Origin of the sequence: Klebsiella africana, from assembly GCF_020526085.1 — a bacterium.
Lineage (GTDB): Bacteria > Pseudomonadota > Gammaproteobacteria > Enterobacterales > Enterobacteriaceae > Klebsiella > Klebsiella africana.
Genome location: NZ_CP084874.1, coordinates 2,817,648 through 2,835,901 on the forward strand (window position 1 = coordinate 2,817,648; position 18,254 = coordinate 2,835,901).

Below are 18,254 nucleotides of genomic sequence, written 5' to 3' on the forward strand. Positions count from 1 at the left end.
CTCAGCCGATCGGAGAGGAAGCTTGCGCCATCATAAACGCCGCCTGGCGGGACGCAAAGCGGCCTCGATTTGTAACGATTTTGAAATAACAAGAAACATCTAAAAACAGGCGGGTTGCACCTGAACAACTCACTATGAAAATAACAAAAAACAGCAAAATCAGGTGGAAAATAAAAAATAGCTTCGCGGTTACACCAGTCAAAACCGCGCCATAACGCCCAGTTTGCCAGCGATGAACTTGCCAATTGTAACCTTCAACCCTAAGTTGCTTAACAATTACACAACCTTTTTCATACCAGGTTGCACCCTGCTCACCCAGAGTGACACCTGACCTATTTACCGTGGCGGGAGAACGTTTCGTAATGAGCAATCCACAAGACAACACTGCATCCATTCTGCAGAAAAACAAGAAGGTACTGATAGCGAGCCTGACAGGCAGCGCCATCGAATGGTTCGATTATTTTCTCTATGGCACCGCCGCCGCACTGGTGTTTAACAAAATTTTCTTTCCGATGGTCGACCCGGTCATCGGCCTGATCCTCTCCTGGCTCTCCTTCTCGCTGACGTTTTTTATCCGTCCCATTGGCGGCGTCATTTTCGCCCATATCGGCGATCGCATCGGCCGCAAAAAGACGCTGGTGCTGACCCTGTCGCTGATGGGCAGCGCCACGGTGGCGATCGGCTTGCTGCCCACCTACGAGATGGTGGGCCTCTGGGCGCCGGCCCTGCTGATTACCCTGCGCATTATTCAGGGCATGGGTATCGGCGGCGAATGGGGCGGCGCGCTGCTGCTGGCCTACGAATACGCGCCGGAAAAGCGAAAAGGTTTTTTCGGCAGCATTCCTCAGGCCGGCGTGACCATCGGCATGCTGATGGCGACCTTCATCGTCTCGCTGATGACCCTGTTTGATGAGGCGCAGTTTCTCGCCTGGGGCTGGCGCATACCGTTCCTGCTCAGCTCCGTCCTCGTTTTTCTCGGCCTGTGGATCCGCAAAGATATCGACGAAACGCCCGCCTTTAAGCAGGTGAAAAAATCCGGCCAGGTGGCAAAAGCACCGCTGCGCGAAACGATCAAACACCACTGGCGCGAAGTGCTGATTGCCGCTGGTCTGAAGGTGGTGGAGACCGCGCCCTTCTATATTTTCTCCACCTTTGTGGTCAGCTATGCCACCACCACCCTGAGTTACCAGAAGTCACAGGCACTGGAATCCGTGACCCTGGGCGCGCTGGTGGCCACCGTGATGATCCCGCTGATGGGGCTACTGTCAGACAAGGTGGGGCGGCAAAAGATGTACACCCTGAGCGTGGTGCTGCTGGGGCTGTTTATTATCCCGTGGTTCCTGCTGCTCGACACCGGCACCGGCTGGGGCATCATGTTGGCGACGATCGTGGCCTTCGGCATCCTGTGGGCGCCGGTAACCGCGGTGCTTGGCACCCTGTGCTCTGAGATTTTCAGCGCCAATGTGCGCTATACCGGGATCACCCTCGGCTACCAGCTTGGCGCCGCGCTGGCCGGGGGCACCGCGCCGCTTATCGCCACCGGCCTGCTGGCGAAATATGACGGCGACTGGCGGCCGGTGGCTATTTATCTGGGCATTACGGTGGCGATTTCGCTGCTGGCAATTTTCTGCGCCAGCCGGATGAAGTCCGCGCCGGGTGCGGCCCCTTCCCGGGCGGAAAGCGCCTAACCGCCGCCGTCTGGGCAGGTAGCGTCGCCCGGCGGCGCTGCGCTTGCGCGGGCCTACGGGGGGGATCACACCGCGGGGGAAACCGCTCATCCCAGGTCCGGCCCGGGAAGGCGCCAGCCGCCACCGGGCAGAAAAGCCGCTACGGAGCCGACTATCCCGCCCGGCGGCGGTGCGCGTGCGCGGGCCTGGGGAGGGATCACGCCGCGGGGGAAACCGCTCCTCCCAGGTCCGGTAAGCACGTAGGCCCGGTAAGGCGCCAGCCGCCACCGGGCACAAACAGACGTAACGTCTTCACCTCCCGCTTAGCCGGCCATGTTGGCCGATGGCTGTCAGGCGCTCTGGTTGTCCAGTTGAAGCTGCCCCTCGCGCCGCTGCTTCAGCTTCCAGAAGCCCCACAGTGCAATAAACCACAGCGGGGAAGCCAACAGCGCCAGCAGCGTATCCGGATCAAAGATCATGATGAAGATAGCGAACGCGAAGAACAGCAGGCTCACCCAGCTCATCACCACCCCGGCGGGCATCTTAAAGATCGACCCGGCGTGCAGGTCCGGACGCTGACGGCGATAGACCAGATAGGCCACGAGGATCATTCCCCAGCTGAACACCACCATAATCGCCGCCAGGGTCGAGACGATGGTGAACAGGGTCATCACGTTCGGCACCAGGAACAGCAACAGCGTGCCAATCAGCATGCAGAAGCAGGAGAACAGCAGGCTGCGCACCGGAATGCGGGTACTGCGCGACAGGATGCGAAACTGCCAGTGCGCATGCTTCTCCACCGACAGGCCGTAAAGCATGCGGGTACTGGAGAAGACGCCGCTGTTGGCCGAGGACATCGCCGAGGTCAGCGCCACAAAGTTAATCACCGCCGCCGCCGCGGGCAGCCCGGCTTTGGCAAACAGCGTCACGAAGGGGCTGGTCTCTGCCGACACCCCCGGCCACGAGGCGACCGCGATGATCACCACCATCGACAGCAGATAGAAGATGATAATCCGCAGCGGCAGGGCATTGATCGCCTTGGGCAAAATGCGCTGCGGATCGCGGGTCTCCGCCGTCATCGTCCCCAGCAGCTCAATGCCGGTAAAGGAGAAGATCGCTATCTGGAAACCGGCGAAAAAGCCGGTGATACCGTGAGGCATAAAGGCCGTCGGGTCGGTGAGATGGCTGAGGGAGGCCGTCACGCCGTCCGGGGAGGTCCAGCCGGTGGCAATCATCCAGCCGCCGGTGCCAATCAAGGCGATAATGGTGATCACCTTGATCAGGGCGAACCAGAACTCCGCCTCGCCAAACATTTTCACCGACAGCAGGTTAAGCAGGAACAGAATCGCCAGCATGCTGAGGGCCGGCATCCACGCCGACAGTTCCGGGAACCAGTACTGCATATAGCTCCCGCACACCACCACGTCAGCGATACAGGTCACCACCCAGCTTAACCAGTAGGTCCAGCCGAGGTAAAAGCTGGCCTGCGGCCCGAGATACTCGCCGACAAAGTCGGCAAATGAGCGGTAGTCATGGCGGGTGAGCAGCAGCTCCCCCATCGCCCGCATCACCATATAGGTAAAGAACCCGACCAGCACATAGATCACCAGAATCGAGGTGCCGGCGACGGCGATGTTGCGCCCCGCCCCCATAAACAGCCCGGTGCCAATGGCGCCGCCGAGGGCAATCATCTGGATATGGCGGGCGCTGAGCCCGCGCTTTAGCTGTGACGCGCCCTCACCGCCGGCGGCAGGCGGCGCCTGATGTTGATGTTCAGTCATGGTGTTTCCTCAGGCTGGTTGCGGGAGGCGAAGGGCCGCGACGCGGAGCAGCAGCCCGGCGCGCTGGCCGGTGGCGACCCCGGCGTTCGGAAAGAGGATATAGGGGGCCCGGGCCTGCACCACCCACCGTTTCTCTGCCTGGCGGGCGATCTCATACCCTGCCGGGAGCGCGGTGAAGTTCTCAACATCTGCCGCGAGATTAAGCGTAAATTCCCGCTCGCGCTTGATGATGCTCTCCTCGACCAGAAAGTAGTCCACCGGCGCTTTGTCGCGCGGCGGCAGCGGCGCGTCAGCGATCCAGGCCCGGATCGCCGCGTCGGTAGCGGCGAACAGGCTGAGATCGTTGGCGCCGAACGGCATCACTTTCCCCAGCTCCAGGGTAGCGCTTTGCGCGGCGAACTTTTCGCAGGTGAAATGGGTGAAGGTGCCGCCCGCTTCGGTATGGCGCACGATGGCATCCATCCCGCTGGCCTGCAGCAGCTGGTAGAAATCGGGCGAAAAATCCCCCGCGTGGGCCGGGAGCAGCGCAAACTGGCGATACAGCGACCCGCGAATGGCGGTATGCATATCGAGATGACTACGGCTGACCGGCCCCGCCGCATCGGCGGCGCGATAGAAGGTCTGCACCGCCTGCTCCAGCGCAAAAGCCCGCCGCGACTCATTTCCCGGGGTGACCGCCAGATGGCGGCCACCGAACAGGCGATTCAGGTCGTTATGCAGATAGCGACGCGCGGCGCGGATCGCCGGCAGGTTACCAAAGACGATCAGCAGCGCCTGGGTGAGCGGCTGCCGCCCCTGACTCAGATCGTGGGTCAACTGCAGCAGCAGTTCAATCGGCGCGGTCTCATTGCCATGCACGCCGGCGGAGAGGATCGTCGCCTGGCGCCATGGCGCCGTCGGCAGCAGCTGCAGGATGCCCTCGCCCAGCCAGCGGGCCTCGATGCCCGCCGGGAAGGTCCACTCCTGCAGGCGGCAGTGCAGTAAATCGTTAACCAGGTGCTCCATCTGCCGCTCCTTAACGCTGGAAATCATAGACCGCGCCCAGACGCAGGATCTGCGTCAGCTCATCCAGCGCCTGATAAACCTCGCGCAGCAGCTGCGGGTCCGCCAGATCGCGGGCATGCAGCCGGTCGCGATAGTGTTTTTCCACCCATGCCGTCAGCTGTTGATAACGTTCGTCGTTCATCAGGCTATGGGCGTTGACCGCCTGGCATTCAGCCTCGTTGAGCACCACCCGCAGCCGCAGACAGGCCGGGCCGCCGCCGTTGCGCATGCTTTCCCGCAGGTCAAAGACCGCCACTTCATCGATCGGCGATGCGCTGTCGGCGGCCAGGTCGCTGAGATAGTGCCAGACGTTTTCCCGCTGGCGGCACTCCTCCGGGACCACGATCAGCATCTTGCCGTCAGGTTTGCTCAGCAGCTGGCTGTTGAACAGGTATGAGGCCACGGCGTCATCAAGCGATACCCGCTCGTCCGGCACTTCCACGCTGGTGAACGGGATATCCAGACTGTCGCTTTTAGCCCGCAGCGTGGCCAGCACCGTCGCCTGATCGACAAACGCCTGCTGATGGTGGAACAGCACATGGCGATTACTGACCGCGATGACGTCGTTATGAAACACGCCGCGATCGATAGCCTGCGGCGCCTGCTGGGCGAATACCGTGTAGCGCGGATCCAGCTGATGCAGGCGAGCCACCGCCTCGCTGGCCTCAAGGGTCTGCCGCGCCGGATACTTCACCGGGGCGATGCCGCCGCTGGCGCGTCGGCCATAGACGAAAAACTGTACCCCCTGTCGGTCATACTCCCGGCAGAAGCGGTTATGGTTGGCCGCCCCTTCATCGCCGAGGTCGCCATGCTGCGGCAGCGCCGCATGGTGGGCAAAGTAGCGCGGATCGGCGAACGTGGCCCCCAGGATCGCCGAGGTGGTGGGTGCCTCCTGCATACGGTGCAGCTTATTGTTGAGGTTGGCGACGGTGAAATGGACTTTGCCATCAGCGCTGTCCGCCGACGGTGAGACGGTCGCCGCGTTGGCGGTCCACATCGACGAGGCGGAGCTGAAGGCAGAGAGCAGCTGCGGCGCCGCGTGGGCCGCCTGCCGGATAACCTGCTCATCGCTGCCCTGGAAACCGACTTCGCGCAGCAAACGGAGATTCGGCCGCGGCTGCGGCGGCAGAATGCCCTGCACGAAGCCGCGATCGGCCAGGGCTTTCATTTTATACAGCCCCTGCAGCGCCGCCTTCTTAGGGTTAGAGAGACCATCGCGGTTATTTTGCGAGGCTTCATTGCCGACGGAGAGTCCGGCGTAGTGGTGCGTCGGGCCGACCAGGCCATCAAAGTTTGCTTCAAAACCAGACATATGTCCTCACAGGATCCGTTATCAGAATGGCAGGCCCGGCGATACGTTCGCCGGAAGCGTCAGCGTATCGCTGACCAGAGAGGCCATCGGCCAGGCACAGTAGTCAGCGGCGTACCACGCTGCCGCGCGATGGTTGCCGGAGGCGCCCACCCCGCCAAACGGCGCTTTACTGGAGGCGCCGGTCAGCGGCTTGTTCCAGTTGACGATCCCGGCCCGCGCCTCGTCCGCCAGCTGTTCAAACTGCGCCGCATCGCTGGAGATCAGCCCGACGGCCAGGCCATAGCGGGTCTGGTTGGCAAGGCGAATGGCCTCCGGGAAGCCGTCGTAACGGATAACCGTCAGCAGCGGGCCAAAGTATTCTTCGTCCGGCACCTCGACCCCGGTGACGTCGACGATCCCCGGCGTCAGCACCGTGGAGTGCGGGTCTGGCTGGCGCATGCGCAGCAGCACCTTGCCGCCGAGCCCCTCCAGTTTTTGCTGCGCCGCCAGCATGTTCTGCGCAGCGTCGAGAGAGATCACCCCGCCCATAAACGGCGCCGGCTGATCATCCCACTTGCCGGCGCGGATCTGCGCGCTGGCCTCTACCAGCCGCTGCAGCAGCGCATCCCCCTGCTCGCCGCACGGCACGATCAGCCGGCGCGCGCAGGTGCAGCGCTGCCCAGCAGAGATAAACGCCGACTGGATAATCACATGCAGCGCCGCATCGACATCGGCCACGTCGGCGACGATCAGCGCGTTGTTGCCGCCCATCTCCAGGGCCAGCATCTTCTCCGGCTGGCCGCCGAAGTAGCGATGGAAGTGGAAACCGGCCGCCGCGCTGCCAGTGAACAGCACGCCATCGATATCACGATTTTCCAACAGCGCCTGCCCGGTGGCTTTTCCGCCCTGCAGCAGGTTAATCACCCCGTCGGGGACGCCCGCCTGCTGCCACAGCTGGACGGTCATTTCGGCGGTAGCCGGCGTCAGCTCGCTGGGTTTAAACACAATGGTGTTTCCGGCGATCAGCGCCGGAATGATATGCCCATTGGGCAGATGGCCCGGGAAGTTGTAGGGGCCAAAGACCGCCATCACGCCGTGCGGTTTGTGGCGCAGCTGTGCTTTTCCGTCCGGCAGCGTCGACTCGTGAAAGCCCGTCCGCTGGTGATAGGCTTCGATAGAGATCGCGGCCTTGCCGATCATCGCCTGCACTTCGGTGCGGGTCTCCCACAACGGCTTGCTGGTCTCCCGGGAAATCAGGGTCGCCAGCGCCTCTTTATGTGTCTCCAGCAGCGCGGCAAAACGCTCCACCACGGCAATACGCTCGGCCAGCGGGCGATGCGACCAGGGATAAAACGCCGCGCGCGCCGCGGCGCAGGCCGCCTGGACGTCGTCGGCCCCCGCGCTGGCCGCCTGCCACAGTAGCGACTGATCCTCCGGGGCCAGTTTGCTCATCGTTGCGCCACTGCCCGGCTGCCATTGCCCGGCTATAAACTGTGCTTTTACCGCCATGATCTGTTGTCCTCTGGATTCAGGGTTACCGTATAAACGCGGTCGGTGTCACTGACCTGCAGCGCGTCCAGCGCGGCGGCGTCAAGTGAGACCTGCTCTTCGTGGGCTACCAGCAGCGCCCGGAAATTGTCGAACTGGCCGTTGGCGACGAGAGTCGGCGCCGGCAGGTCGCCCATCAGCTGCCGGGCCGGCAGGCACTGGCTGTCGCGAACGGCGCGGATCTGATCGGTGTCCGCCTCCAGCACCGGACCGGCATCGAAAATATCCACCGAGCCGCGCCAGCTAAATCCCTCTTTTTCGAGGATCGCCCGCGCCGGGGCGGTATTGGGATGTACCTGACCGATGACCCCGCGGGCCGCTTCCGGCAGCAGTGAGATATAGATCGGGTAAGCCGGCATCAGTTCGGCAATAAAGGTTTTCATGCCGGTGCCGGTCAGCCGGTCAGCATCGGCGAACGGGATGTCGAAGAAGTGATGGCCCAGCGCATCCCAGAACGGCGACTGCCCCTGCTCATCGCTGCAGCCGCGCAGTTCGGCAAACAGGTGCGGGGAAAACCACTCGCGAAAGGCGGCGATAAATAAAAAGCGCGCCTTGGAGAGCAGCAGACCATTGCGGTTGCGCTGATACGCCGGATCGAGAAACAGCGTACACAGCTCGCTGTGCCCGGTGTGGTCATAGCTAAGATTGAGCAGCTCCTGAGGTTTATAGACTCCCAGCGCCTTCGAGGCGCGCACCGTTTTCTGAATGCGAAAATTGTAAAATGGCTCGTCCAGGCCCACTGCGACTTCAATGGCGCTGACCCCCACTACCCGCGCCAGCGCGGTGTCCTCCAGCACAAACAGGAAACCCTGCTGGCCGCGCGGCAGTTCGCCGGCGAAGGTCTGGATACTGCGCCGGATCCGGGCCGCCAGGCGCCCGGCATCATGCGGTAAGGAGGTCATACCGACTCCCGCCCGCGCGGCAAGGCGGACGATGTCGTCGAGATCGTTTTCCCGTACGGGACGAAATAGCATCACAGGCCGTCCTCCCGGTTAGCGGGTTAAGCGGGCAACGGCGCGATCAAGGCGCACGAAGGCTTCCACAATATCCGCCTGCGGGATATTGAGCGCCGGCGCGAAGCGCAGCACGTCCGGGCCAGCAATCAGGGCGATCAGCCCCTCTTCCGCCGCCAGGTTGGTCAACATTTTGGCCTTGCCGCGCAGCGGCCCCGCCAGCTCAGCGCCGATCAGCAGACCGGTACCGCGCACGGCGCTGAACGCATCGTAACGGGCAGAGAGGGCATTCAACTGGTCGACGATCAGCGCATGGCGCTCGCCAACGCCCGCCAGCAGCGGCGCATCGAGATGGGCCAGCACGGCGTTAGCGACGGTTGCCGCCAGCGGGTTGCCGCCGAAGGTGGTGCCATGGGTGCCGGGCTGGAAGACCTGCGCCCAGGCCTCTTTCGCCAGCATCGCGCCGATCGGGAAGCCGCCCCCCAGCCCTTTGGCGCTGGTGAGAATGTCCGGGACGACGTTGTAGTGCTGGTAGGCGTAGAGATGGCCGGTACGGCCCGCCCCGGTCTGCACCTCATCGAATATCAGAGTGGCATGATGGCGATCGCAGAGGGTGCGCAGCGCCTGGAGGAACGCCGGGTCAGCGGGTATCACACCGCCTTCGCCGATGATCGGCTCGACGATCACCGCACAGGTGCGGGAAGAGATAACCGCGGAGACCGCCTCGATATCGTTATAGGGCAGATGGGTAATGCCCTGCGGCAACGGCGCATAATCGCTGGAATATTTCGGCTGGCCGCCAACGGATACAGTGAACAGCGTACGGCCATGGAAGGCGTGGTTGAAGGCGATGATTTCGCTTTTTTCACCGCCAAACTTATCGTGAGCGTATTTCCGCGCCAGCTTAAGGGCCGCCTCGTTGGCTTCGGCGCCGGAGTTGCAGAAGAACACCTTGTCGGCAAAGGTAGACTGTACCAGAGTTTTCGCCAGCTGCAGCACCGGCTCGTTGGTATAGCCATTGCCGATATGCCACAGTTTCGCCAGTTGATCCTGCAGGGCCTCAGCCAGCGCCGGGTGGGCATGGCCCAGGGCGTTCACTGCGATGCCGCCCGCCATATCGATATACTCTTTCCCCTGCTGGTCCCAGACCCGGGAGCCCGCCGCCCTCACCGGAATAAACGGCGCGGGGGCAAAACAGGGAACCAGGTAAGCGTCAAAATCTTCGCGAGTCATACTGCCTGACATAATTTATCTCCGGAACGTAAGACGACGGAAAACGCTCCCGTCGCGTTGGACAATCGACATTAACCCTGCCCCTCGGCTTATTTTTGGCACGAGCGCGCCCGCTGCGATGGTAAAAATATTCACCACAGAAAAATTAAGCCCTATTCTTTTTACGGGTAATTGTTAATTCATGGTTAATGCCATGTTGTTGTGTGGGCTAATGCTGGCCTGTGAACAACAAGATTGTCAATATAGGGGAACGCAATTTATTCACTTTTTGAAGATCATCAAGATAATGAAAAACATAGAAAAAATATTTTCTTATTCACTTAAGTGAATAAAAAGTGAATTAAAATGCACAGCTTGCGGGTGGTTGACGTGCGTAGTTATTCACTTAAAAAATAAAAAATCTAACAAAAATTTAAAAATCGGAATTGCCGTCAAATACCGCTTTATAAAATTGGTGATACCATTCATTGCACAGAGTTTACTGCTGTAGCTATTCCACGGTTTTACACGACATAAATAACACTGAGAAACAGGACTCTTATGGAAAAGTTATCTTACGCATCTGAAAGTAGTACATCTCCATGGACCACCTACCTGCGCCAGATCGACCGTGTCGCGCCTTATCTCGGCGATCTTGCCTACTGGGTGGAAACCCTGCGCCATCCGAAGCGCGCGCTGATCGTCGACATCCCTGTGCAAATGGACGACGGCACCATCCGCCACTTCGAGGGCTATCGCGTTCAGCACAATCTGTCGCGTGGACCGGGTAAAGGTGGTGTTCGCTACCATCCGGATGTCGATCTTAACGAAGTCATGGCACTTTCTGCCTGGATGACTATTAAGTGCGCCGCGGTCAATATTCCTTACGGCGGGGCCAAAGGCGGCATTCGCGTCGACCCCTTCTCCCTGTCGGAAGGTGAACTGGAGCGTCTGACCCGCCGCTATACCAGCGAAATCGGCATTATTATCGGACCGCAGAAAGATATTCCGGCGCCGGACGTCGGCACCAATGGCAAAGTAATGGCATGGATGATGGACACCTACTCCATGAACCATGGGACGACTATCACCGGCGTGGTCACCGGCAAACCGATCCACCTCGGCGGCTCCCTCGGTCGTGAAAAAGCCACCGGACGCGGCGTGTTTGTCACCGGTCGGGAAGTTGCTCGTCGCGCCGGTATCGAAATTGAAGGCGCCAAAGTGGCGCTGCAGGGCTTTGGTAACGTCGGTAGCGAAGCGGCCCGCCTGTTCGCCGGCGTCGGCGCTCGTATCGTGGTTATTCAGGATCATACCGCGACCCTGTATAACGAAGGCGGAATCGATATGGCCGCCCTCACCGCCTGGCAGGCAGAGAAAAAACAGATTGCCGGTTTCCCGGGCGCCGAGGAGATCGATAAAGACGCCTTCTGGACCACGCCGATGGACATCCTGATCCCGGCGGCGCTGGAAGGGCAAATCACCCGCGAGCGCGCTGAGAAGCTGACCTGCAAACTGGTGCTGGAAGGGGCCAACGGCCCAACCTATCCGGAAGCGGACGACGTGCTGGCCGAGCGCGGTGTGATCGTGGTGCCGGACGTTATCTGCAACGCCGGCGGGGTGACCGTCAGCTACTTTGAGTGGGTGCAGGACATGGCCAGCTTCTTCTGGAGCGAAGAGGAGATCAACGCCAAGATGGACCGCATCATGACCGACGCTATCGTGCACGTCTGCGATAAAGCCGCCGAGAAAGCGTGTACCCTGCGTACCGCCGCCTATATCGTGGCCTGCGAGCGCATTCTGATGGCGCGTAAAGACCGCGGCATCTATCCGGGCTGATCCCCATCAGCAACCGCATCAGGGGTGGCCTTGCGCCGCCCCTTTTTTATGCTGCCGCACCGTTAACCGCCGAGGAGGTGCGCTATCTGACGGAGAATTGGCCAAAAAATGTGACAACGTCACGTAAATGATAAAAATCCTCTGCCCGAAGGGGATTATTTTTCAATTAAATCAAAGTCGCCCTGGGTATAGCGTAAGCCAGTGACATTATCGGCAGCGAAAATATGTTCGATGGTAAGAATGTCCTCCGGCGCAAGGGTAATATTCGCGGCGCCGGCATTGTCGCGCAAGTGAGCAATTTTCCTCGCCCCCGGGATAGGCACGATATCCTCGCCCTTGCTCATCACCCAGGCAAGTGCAATCTGCGCAAGCGTCGCGTCATAGCGAATGGCTACCTGTTGCAGGCGCGCCAGCAGCCGCTGGTTTTTGCGCAGGGTATCAGCCTGGAAGCGCGGCAGATGGCGGCGGAAATCATCCGCTGCCAAAACGCCGGGATCGGTAATTGTCCCCGTCAGAAAGCCGCGGCCAAGCGGGCTGTAGGGCACAAAGCCGACTCCCAGTTCGCGGCAGGTGTGGAGAATCCCGGCCTCCGGCTCGCGGCTCCACAGCGAGTATTCCGTCTGCACGGCGGTAATCGGATGCACCTTGCAGGCCCGGCGCAGCGTCTGAGCAGAGACTTCCGACAGTCCAATATGGCGAATTTTACCCTCTTTAACCAGGTCAGCCATTGTGCCCACCACCTCTTCCACCGGTACCGCCGGATCGACGCGGTGCTGATAGAGCAGATCGATGGTCTCGATATTCAGTCGCTTCAGCGACCCTTCCACTGACTCGCGAATATGTGCCGGACGGCTGTCAACGCCGGCCATCCGCTCCAGACCCTGGCCGGTGGGCAGAATACGAAATCCAAATTTGGTGGCAATCTGCACCTTATCACGACAACCTTTAATCGCTTTTCCCACCAGAATTTCATTATCGAAAGGGCCATATACCTCGGCGGAATCCAGAAAGGTCACGCCCATGTCCATGGCGGCATGGATCGTATTTATCGCCTGCGACGTGTCAGCGCCACCATAGGCAAAACTCATCCCCATACATCCGAGACCTAATGCGGAAACCTGAAATTTCTCTTTTCCAAGATAACGTGTTTTCATTTTATTTTCCTTAACTGCTGAACGGTATTAAATATATACTTCCCTTTCATATTGATAACAATTAATCTATTCCTAATGCGGTGTTAGCTGGAAATTAACAATGAAAACTTTGCCCGATCTGCAACAAATTGAAATATTGATGCTTATAGTGAAACATGGTAGTTTTCGCCAGGCCGCTAAGGCGTTAAATCTTTCACCGCCGGCCCTTACCGCTGCTATTAATCATCTGGAAGAAAAGTTAGGCGTACGCCTGCTAAATCGCTCAACGCGCAGTTTGTCTTTAACCGCGGTGGGTGAGGAATTTCTTAAAAACATCACGCCAGTGGTCAATGATTATCGCCGGGTGGTCGATAGCCTGAATTATCATCGCCAAACGCCGGAAGGCGTGGTTAAAATCAATTTACCACGGATTGTTGTTGACCTCTTTTTTCACCACTATTTTATTGCTTTTAAAAATCTCTGTCCTGACGTGACCCTCGAACTGTTTACCACCGATCGGAAAATCAATATTATTGAGTCTGGTTTTGACGCCGGCATTCGTTATTCTCAGGATGTACCTAAAGATATGATTGCCATTCCCTTTGGCGAGAAGCTGTCGCTAATCCCGGTGGCCAGCCCGGACTATATTCGCAAAGCCGGTGAGCCCGATACCCCGCAGTCGCTGGTTAATTTCCGTTGCATTAACCGCTGTTTTCCCAGTGGTGAGACGTACCGCTGGGAGTTTATTAGCCCCAACGGCGAGCTCAGCGAGATTGCGGTCGAAGGCGATCTGGTGGTCGATTCCGATAGCGCAATGATCCAGGCGGCGGAGAGCGGATTAGGCATCGCCTTCGTCTACCAGTCGCTGGTGACGCAGCAGCTCAGGGCTGGCACGCTAGTCCATCTGCTGGCGGACTACCGCTACCCGGCGGATCATTTCTGCCTCTACTATCCGAGCCGCAAACATATTCCCGCGCCCCTGCGCGCCTTTATCTCCTGGGTGATGGCGCAGAACAAGAGCATCCTCCATGAGTAACAGGTGTGAGGGGAATTCTCCTGTTCACTACAATAAACGCACATACCGTTAACCTCTTTTTATCCTTCACCTTGAATTCCGCCGGTCGTCAGGCATAAACTCGTTAGAGCTCTAACGATATTGACAGACGACCTATGGACAATCGACAGCTTAACTTCTCCCATCTCTTATACCTCACCGCCCATCACTGGCGGCTGGCGGTTAATCGCCGGCTGAAAGACCTCGGCCTGAGCCAGGCCAGCTGGGTGGCCGTCGCCGCCATTGCCCGCCAGCCGCAGCCGCTGTCGCAAAGCGAACTGGCGCAGGAGCTGGGGGTGGAGAGCCCAACCATTGTGCCGTTGATCAACCGCCTGGTCGCCCTCGGACTGGTGGAGCGCGTCACCACCGCACGTGATAAACGTAAGCGGCTGCTGGTCGCCACCGACCAGGGAATGGCGCTGTATGAGCAGGTCAAAACGGTAGCAGACGATCTGCGTGAAGAGATCCTGACGGCGATTACCCCGCAGGAGCGGGAGCAAACTCAACGGGTGCTGGAAAAACTGTTGCGCGAAGTGGAGAAGAAATAATGCCCCGTCGCCAGGATAACCCCTATGCCCCGCATGACTGGGCACCGCATGAAAAACCGGCCCTGCTTGGCTCGCCCTCTACGCCGCTGCATAGTCCGCAGAAACGCCTCGCTTACGGCGTGGTCGGCCTGCTGGTGTGCCTCACCGGCGCGCTAGGCAACGCGGTGGTCACCGCCAACTTACAGCTGCTGCAAGGCACTTTCGCCGCCTGGTCGACCGAGATCGCCTGGCTGCCAGCGGTATATGTGATGACCAACGTCTCGATCAACCTGCTGCTGGTGAAATTTCGTCAGCAGTTCGGACTGCGCGCTTTCACCGAAGGCTTTCTGGTGCTCTATGTGCTGGTCACCTTTTTCCACCTGTTCGTCAACGACCTCAGCTCGGCAATGATGGTTCGCGCCGCCCACGGCATGGTGGCCGCAGCGCTCAGCTCGCTGGGGATCTACTATCAGGTGCAGGCCTGGCCCGCACGCCACCGCCTGAAAGGACTGACCATCGGCATTACCGGCTCGTCGCTGGCCATTCCCCTGGCGCGCCTCTTTTCCACCGAGCTGCTGCAGATAGATGAATGGCGCGGGCTTTACTTTTTTGAACTAGGGCTGGCGCTGGTGTCGCTGGCCTGCGTCATCGCGCTGAAACTGCCGCCGAGCGATCGTAAAAAGGTGTTCGAGAAGAAGGATTTTATTACCTTCTTTCTGCTGGCGCCCGGCATGGCGCTGGTGTGCGCCGTGCTGTCACTGGGGCGGCTCGAGTGGTGGTTTGAAGCGCCGTGGATCGGCTGGGCGCTGGCGGCAGCGGTGGTCCTGATCGTCTCTGCGATTACCTTCGAGCATAACCGCAGCAACCCGCTGCTCAATACCAAATGGCTCTCCAGCGGCAGCATCGTACGCCTCGGCCTGATTATGCTGCTGATCCGCATCGTGCTGGCGGAGCAGAACACCGGGGTCATCGGCTGGCTGCAGTACGTTGGCCTGCAAAACGAACAGATGACTAACCTCGCGTGGTCGATTTTCGCCGGTATTCTGTGCGGGATCATTGCCAGCTGTCTGACGCTCAACCCGCAAAAGCTCTACTGGCCGACCGCCACCGCCCTGGCGCTGATCATGATAGCCTCGCTGCTCGACAGCCAGTCCAACGCCCTCACCCGTCCGGAACAATTAATGTTCAGCCAGTTTTTACTCGGCTTCGGCAGCGCCTTCTTTCTGGCCCCGGCGATGCTCGCCGGTATTGGCGGCGTGTTTGCCGACCCGCGCAACCTGGTCAGCTTCTCGGTGCTGTTCGGCATGAGCCAGAACATCGGCGGGCTGCTCGGCTCGGCGATCCTCGGCACCTTCCAGACCTGGCGGGAGAAATTCCACTCCAGCCAGCTGGCGGACCAGATAACCACCCTCAACCCGCTGATCGTCGAGCGGCTGCAGCAGTACAGCCAGATGTATCAGAACCAGATTGGCGACAGCACCCTGCTCAACGTTCAGGCCACCACCCTGCTGCAAAACGCTGCGACGCTGCAGGCCAATATTCTCGCCTGGAATGACACCTATCTGCTGACGGCGGCGATCTCCGCCGGCACATTAGTGTGGGTGTTCTGGCGCTTAATTCGCTTACGACTGACCGCCCGTATCGCCTTAAAACGCGCCACCGGCAGCAAATAATTACCATCATTTCATCTCTGGAGTCGTTATGAGTCAGCAGGATGCGGCCAAACAACAGGCCAACACCCGGAATAACATTCGCGTGGTCTCCATTTTCACCGCCGCGGCGATAGGCCTCATCGGCGTGCTGGTGATCCTTTATGCCTGGCAACTGCCGCCGTTCACCCGGCATAGCCAGTTTACCGATAACGCCTATGTGCGCGGGCAGACCACCTTTATCAGCCCCCAGGTCAACGGCTACATCACCGCCGTCAACGTCAAAGATTTCGCGATTGTCCAGCCGGGCGAGGTGCTGTTCCAGATAGACGATCGCATCTATAAGCAGCGGGTGCATCAGGCCCAGGCGACTCTGGCGATGAAGGAGGCCGCGCTGCGCAACAACCTCCAGCAGCGCAAAAGCGCCGAGGCGACGATCGCCAAAAATGAAGCCGCGCTGCAAAACGCCCGCGCGCAGAATCTGAAAATCCAGGCCGATTTAAAACGGGTACAGGAGCTGACTGCCGATGGTTCGCTGTCGATCCGCGAGCGTGATTCTGCGCGGGCCAGCGCGGCACAAGGGGTTGCGGATATTGAACAGGCGAAAGCGGCGCTGGAGATGTCGCGCCAGGACCGTGAATCGACCATCGTCAATCGCGATTCGCTGGAGGCCGACGTGGCCAGCGCCAAAGCGGCGCTTGAGCTGGCGCAGATCGACCTGCAAAATACCCAGATCATCGCCCCCACCGGCGGCCAGCTGGGGCAGATCTCGGTGCGTCTTGGCGCCTATGTCAGCGCCGGAACCCATCTGACCTCGCTGGTTCCGCCGCAGCACTGGGTGATTGCCAACCTCAAAGAGACCCAACTGGCCGATGTGCGTGTCGGCCAGCCGGTCACTTTCACCGTTGACGCGCTCAACGGCGAGACTTTCCACGGCAAGGTGCAGAGCATCTCCCCGGCGACCGGGGTGGAATTCAGCGCCATCTCTCCGGACAATGCCACCGGCAACTTCGTCAAGATCGCCCAGCGCATCCCGGTGCGCATTACGGTCAACGATGGGCAGAACAACAGCGAACGCCTGCGACCTGGGATGTCGGTGCAGGTAACCATCGATACCCGAGCGGAGAAACAACCATGATCCGTCCGGTCACCCTTGCTATCGTTCTGGTGCTGGTCGGCTGTCAATCTGCCGATGTGCAGCGCGCGCAGCCGACCCTGACAATACCTACCGCCTGGCGGGCCGACGTTGGCCCGGCGAGCCCGGTGGAAGGCGTATGGTGGCGTAATTTTCATGACAGCACGCTCAATCAGTATGTCGACCAGGCGCTGCGCTATAACAGCGATGTGCTGATCGCCCGTGAGCGAGTGAATGAGTATCAGGCGCGGGCATATGCCGCCGACAGCAGCCTGTTTCCGTCACTGGACGCCAGCCTGACCGGCACCCGCGCCCGCGCGCAGTCCGCCGCCACCGGCCTGCCTATCCACAGCACGCTGTACAAAGGCGGTCTAACCGCCAGCTATGATGTCGATATCTGGGGAGCGAACCGCAGCGCGGCCAGCGCCGCCGGGGCCAGCCTTGAGGCGCAGAAAGCCGCCGCCGCCGCGGCCAACTTGAGCGTCGCCAGCTCGGTGGCCGTTGGCTACGTCACGCTGCTGTCGCTGGATGAGCAGTTGCGGGTGACCCAGCAGACGCTGAAATCACGGGAAGACGCGTGGCACCTGGCCAAACGTCAGTTTGAAACCGGGTATACTTCACGCCTTGAGCTGATGCAGGCGGATTCGGAGCTGCGGTCAACGCGGGCGCAGATCCCGCCGCTGCAGCACCAGATTGCGCAGCAGGAAAATGCGCTCAGCGTGCTGCTCGGTGATAACCCCGGCGCGGTAAAACGCGGCGAGTTCGCCCAGCTTACCCCGCTGCGTCTGCCGTCGCAGCTGCCGTCCACCTTGCTCAACCGCCGTCCGGACATCGCTCAGGCCCAGCGCCAGCTGGTGGCTGCCGACGCTACGCTGGCCTCGTCGCAGGCGCAGCTGCTGCCCTCTATTAACCTGACCGCTACTGGCAGCCTGCAGGACCGGACGCTGCCGGATCTGCTGGACAACCCGCTGCGGCTGTGGAGTCTTGGCGGCAGTATTCTGGCGCCGCTGCTAAACCGCCAGGCGTTAAATGCCCAGGTGGATATCTCCATGGCCCAGCGCAACCAGGCGCTCTATAGCTATGAGAAAACGGTGCGCAGCGCGTTCAAAGAGGTCAATGACAGCCTGGATGCCATCAGTCGCTACAGCGAACAGTTAACCGAGCTTCAGGAACAAGAGACCGTTGCCCAGGAAACCTTACGTATTGCACAAAATCGCTACCGTAACGGCTACTCTTCTTATCTGGATGTGCTTGATGCCCAGCGAACGCTGTTCTCCACCCAGCTTAGCGTGGTGCAGGTGAAGAACAACCTGCTGCTGGCGCAGATCGATCTGTATCGGGCGCTGGGAGGCGGCTGGTTGAACGCGTGACGCACGCGAAACCTCAACCAGGGAGAGAGCGGAAACCCATATTCAGGCCGGGAC

General features: G+C 60.1%; 15 protein-coding genes and 1 pseudogene. 8 read left to right on the plus strand and 8 right to left on the minus strand.

Annotated features, from left to right (window positions below; translation table 11 throughout):
• Position 1: 1 nt before the first annotated feature.
• Positions 2-382, minus strand: coding sequence for a hypothetical protein (locus tag LGL98_RS13800; RefSeq protein ID WP_136031759.1), 381 nt, complete (start codon positions 380-382; stop codon positions 2-4).
• Here LGL98_RS13800 and LGL98_RS13805 point away from each other — a divergent pair.
• Positions 363-1,688, plus strand: a complete 1,326-nt coding sequence (locus tag LGL98_RS13805; protein ID WP_136031760.1) for an MFS transporter — start codon at positions 363-365, stop codon at positions 1,686-1,688. The two genes, LGL98_RS13800 and LGL98_RS13805, sit on opposite strands and share 20 nt — an antisense overlap.
• Positions 1,689-2,017: 329 nt before the next feature.
• Here LGL98_RS13805 and LGL98_RS13810 read toward each other — a convergent pair whose 3' ends face one another.
• From LGL98_RS13810 to LGL98_RS13835, 6 genes are read right to left on the minus strand one after another with little or no spacing between them, the layout of a single operon-like run.
• Positions 2,018-3,448, minus strand: coding sequence for an amino acid permease (locus tag LGL98_RS13810; RefSeq protein ID WP_136031763.1), 1,431 nt, complete (start codon positions 3,446-3,448; stop codon positions 2,018-2,020).
• Between the two features lie 9 nt (positions 3,449-3,457).
• Complete coding sequence (astE, locus tag LGL98_RS13815) at positions 3,458-4,453, minus strand: succinylglutamate desuccinylase (protein WP_136031765.1); 996 nt, start codon at positions 4,451-4,453, stop codon at positions 3,458-3,460.
• Between the two features lie 10 nt (positions 4,454-4,463).
• Positions 4,464-5,804, minus strand: a complete 1,341-nt coding sequence (gene astB / locus LGL98_RS13820; RefSeq protein WP_136031767.1) for an N-succinylarginine dihydrolase — start codon at positions 5,802-5,804, stop codon at positions 4,464-4,466.
• Positions 5,805-5,825: 21 nt separating this feature from the next.
• Positions 5,826-7,292, minus strand: coding sequence for a succinylglutamate-semialdehyde dehydrogenase (gene astD / locus LGL98_RS13825; RefSeq protein ID WP_136031768.1), 1,467 nt, complete (start codon positions 7,290-7,292; stop codon positions 5,826-5,828).
• Positions 7,283-8,305 carry an arginine N-succinyltransferase gene (gene astA, locus LGL98_RS13830; RefSeq protein ID WP_168435300.1) on the minus strand — a complete coding sequence of 341 codons (1,023 nt, stop codon included), beginning with the start codon at positions 8,303-8,305 and terminating at the stop codon, positions 7,283-7,285. The genes astD and astA overlap by 10 nt, the downstream gene beginning before the upstream one ends.
• An 18-nt stretch (positions 8,306-8,323) precedes the next feature.
• A complete protein-coding gene (locus tag LGL98_RS13835; protein ID WP_136031771.1) occupies positions 8,324-9,529 on the minus strand; it encodes an aspartate aminotransferase family protein in 1,206 nt (401 codons plus the stop codon).
• Between the two features lie 169 nt (positions 9,530-9,698).
• Between LGL98_RS13835 and LGL98_RS13840 the strand changes: the two genes are divergently transcribed.
• Both LGL98_RS13840 and LGL98_RS13845 read left to right on the plus strand, forming a co-directional pair.
• A complete protein-coding gene (locus LGL98_RS13840) occupies positions 9,699-9,845 on the plus strand; it encodes a hypothetical protein (RefSeq protein WP_168435301.1) in 147 nt (48 codons plus the stop codon).
• Between the two features lie 212 nt (positions 9,846-10,057).
• A complete protein-coding gene (locus LGL98_RS13845; RefSeq protein WP_136031773.1) occupies positions 10,058-11,332 on the plus strand; it encodes a Glu/Leu/Phe/Val family dehydrogenase in 1,275 nt (424 codons plus the stop codon).
• A 155-nt stretch (positions 11,333-11,487) separates the two neighbouring features.
• Here LGL98_RS13845 and LGL98_RS13850 read toward each other — a convergent pair whose 3' ends face one another.
• Positions 11,488-12,486 carry an aldo/keto reductase gene (locus LGL98_RS13850; RefSeq protein WP_136031775.1) on the minus strand — a complete coding sequence of 333 codons (999 nt, stop codon included), beginning with the start codon at positions 12,484-12,486 and terminating at the stop codon, positions 11,488-11,490.
• Between the two features lie 100 nt (positions 12,487-12,586).
• Between LGL98_RS13850 and LGL98_RS13855 the strand changes: the two genes are divergently transcribed.
• From LGL98_RS13855 to LGL98_RS13875, 5 genes and pseudogenes are all read left to right on the plus strand, one after another.
• Positions 12,587-13,501 carry a LysR family transcriptional regulator gene (locus tag LGL98_RS13855; protein WP_136031777.1) on the plus strand — a complete coding sequence of 305 codons (915 nt, stop codon included), beginning with the start codon at positions 12,587-12,589 and terminating at the stop codon, positions 13,499-13,501.
• Positions 13,502-13,635: 134 nt separating this feature from the next.
• Entirely contained in the window at positions 13,636-14,067 is a 432-nt protein-coding gene (locus tag LGL98_RS13860) for a MarR family winged helix-turn-helix transcriptional regulator (protein WP_136031779.1), read from the plus strand.
• Positions 14,067-15,719 (plus strand): annotated as a pseudogene (locus LGL98_RS13865) (efflux MFS transporter permease). The gene LGL98_RS13860 and the pseudogene LGL98_RS13865 overlap by 1 nt, the downstream one beginning before the upstream one ends.
• A gap of 28 nt (positions 15,720-15,747) precedes the next feature.
• Positions 15,748-16,833 (plus strand): HlyD family secretion protein, encoded by a 1,086-nt coding sequence (locus LGL98_RS13870; RefSeq protein WP_136031782.1) that lies wholly within the window; start codon positions 15,748-15,750, stop codon positions 16,831-16,833.
• Positions 16,830-18,200, plus strand: coding sequence for an efflux transporter outer membrane subunit (locus LGL98_RS13875; RefSeq protein ID WP_136031784.1), 1,371 nt, complete (start codon positions 16,830-16,832; stop codon positions 18,198-18,200). The genes LGL98_RS13870 and LGL98_RS13875 overlap by 4 nt, the downstream gene beginning before the upstream one ends.
• Positions 18,201-18,254: the final 54 nt, after the last annotated feature.

What these genes read in the sequence shown, in the direction of transcription:
- LGL98_RS13805 (WP_136031760.1), top strand. Translation starts at nt 363, where the DNA reads ATGAGCAATCCACAAGACAACACTGCATCCATTCTGCAGAAAAACAAG.
- LGL98_RS13810 (WP_136031763.1), bottom strand. Translation starts at nt 3,448, where the DNA reads ATGACTGAACATCAACATCAGGCGCCGCCTGCCGCCGGCGGTGAGGGC.
- astE (WP_136031765.1), bottom strand. Translation starts at nt 4,453, where the DNA reads ATGGAGCACCTGGTTAACGATTTACTGCACTGCCGCCTGCAGGAGTGG.
- astB (WP_136031767.1), bottom strand. Translation starts at nt 5,804, where the DNA reads ATGTCTGGTTTTGAAGCAAACTTTGATGGCCTGGTCGGCCCGACGCAC.
- astD (WP_136031768.1), bottom strand. Translation starts at nt 7,292, where the DNA reads ATGGCGGTAAAAGCACAGTTTATAGCCGGGCAATGGCAGCCGGGCAGT.
- astA (WP_168435300.1), bottom strand. Translation starts at nt 8,305, where the DNA reads ATGCTATTTCGTCCCGTACGGGAAAACGATCTCGACGACATCGTCCGC.
- LGL98_RS13835 (WP_136031771.1), bottom strand. Translation starts at nt 9,529, where the DNA reads ATGTCAGGCAGTATGACTCGCGAAGATTTTGACGCTTACCTGGTTCCC.
- LGL98_RS13840 (WP_168435301.1), top strand. Translation starts at nt 9,699, where the DNA reads ATGGTTAATGCCATGTTGTTGTGTGGGCTAATGCTGGCCTGTGAACAA.
- LGL98_RS13845 (WP_136031773.1), top strand. Translation starts at nt 10,058, where the DNA reads ATGGAAAAGTTATCTTACGCATCTGAAAGTAGTACATCTCCATGGACC.
- LGL98_RS13850 (WP_136031775.1), bottom strand. Translation starts at nt 12,486, where the DNA reads ATGAAAACACGTTATCTTGGAAAAGAGAAATTTCAGGTTTCCGCATTA.
- LGL98_RS13855 (WP_136031777.1), top strand. Translation starts at nt 12,587, where the DNA reads ATGAAAACTTTGCCCGATCTGCAACAAATTGAAATATTGATGCTTATA.
- LGL98_RS13860 (WP_136031779.1), top strand. Translation starts at nt 13,636, where the DNA reads ATGGACAATCGACAGCTTAACTTCTCCCATCTCTTATACCTCACCGCC.
- LGL98_RS13870 (WP_136031782.1), top strand. Translation starts at nt 15,748, where the DNA reads ATGAGTCAGCAGGATGCGGCCAAACAACAGGCCAACACCCGGAATAAC.
- LGL98_RS13875 (WP_136031784.1), top strand. Translation starts at nt 16,830, where the DNA reads ATGATCCGTCCGGTCACCCTTGCTATCGTTCTGGTGCTGGTCGGCTGT.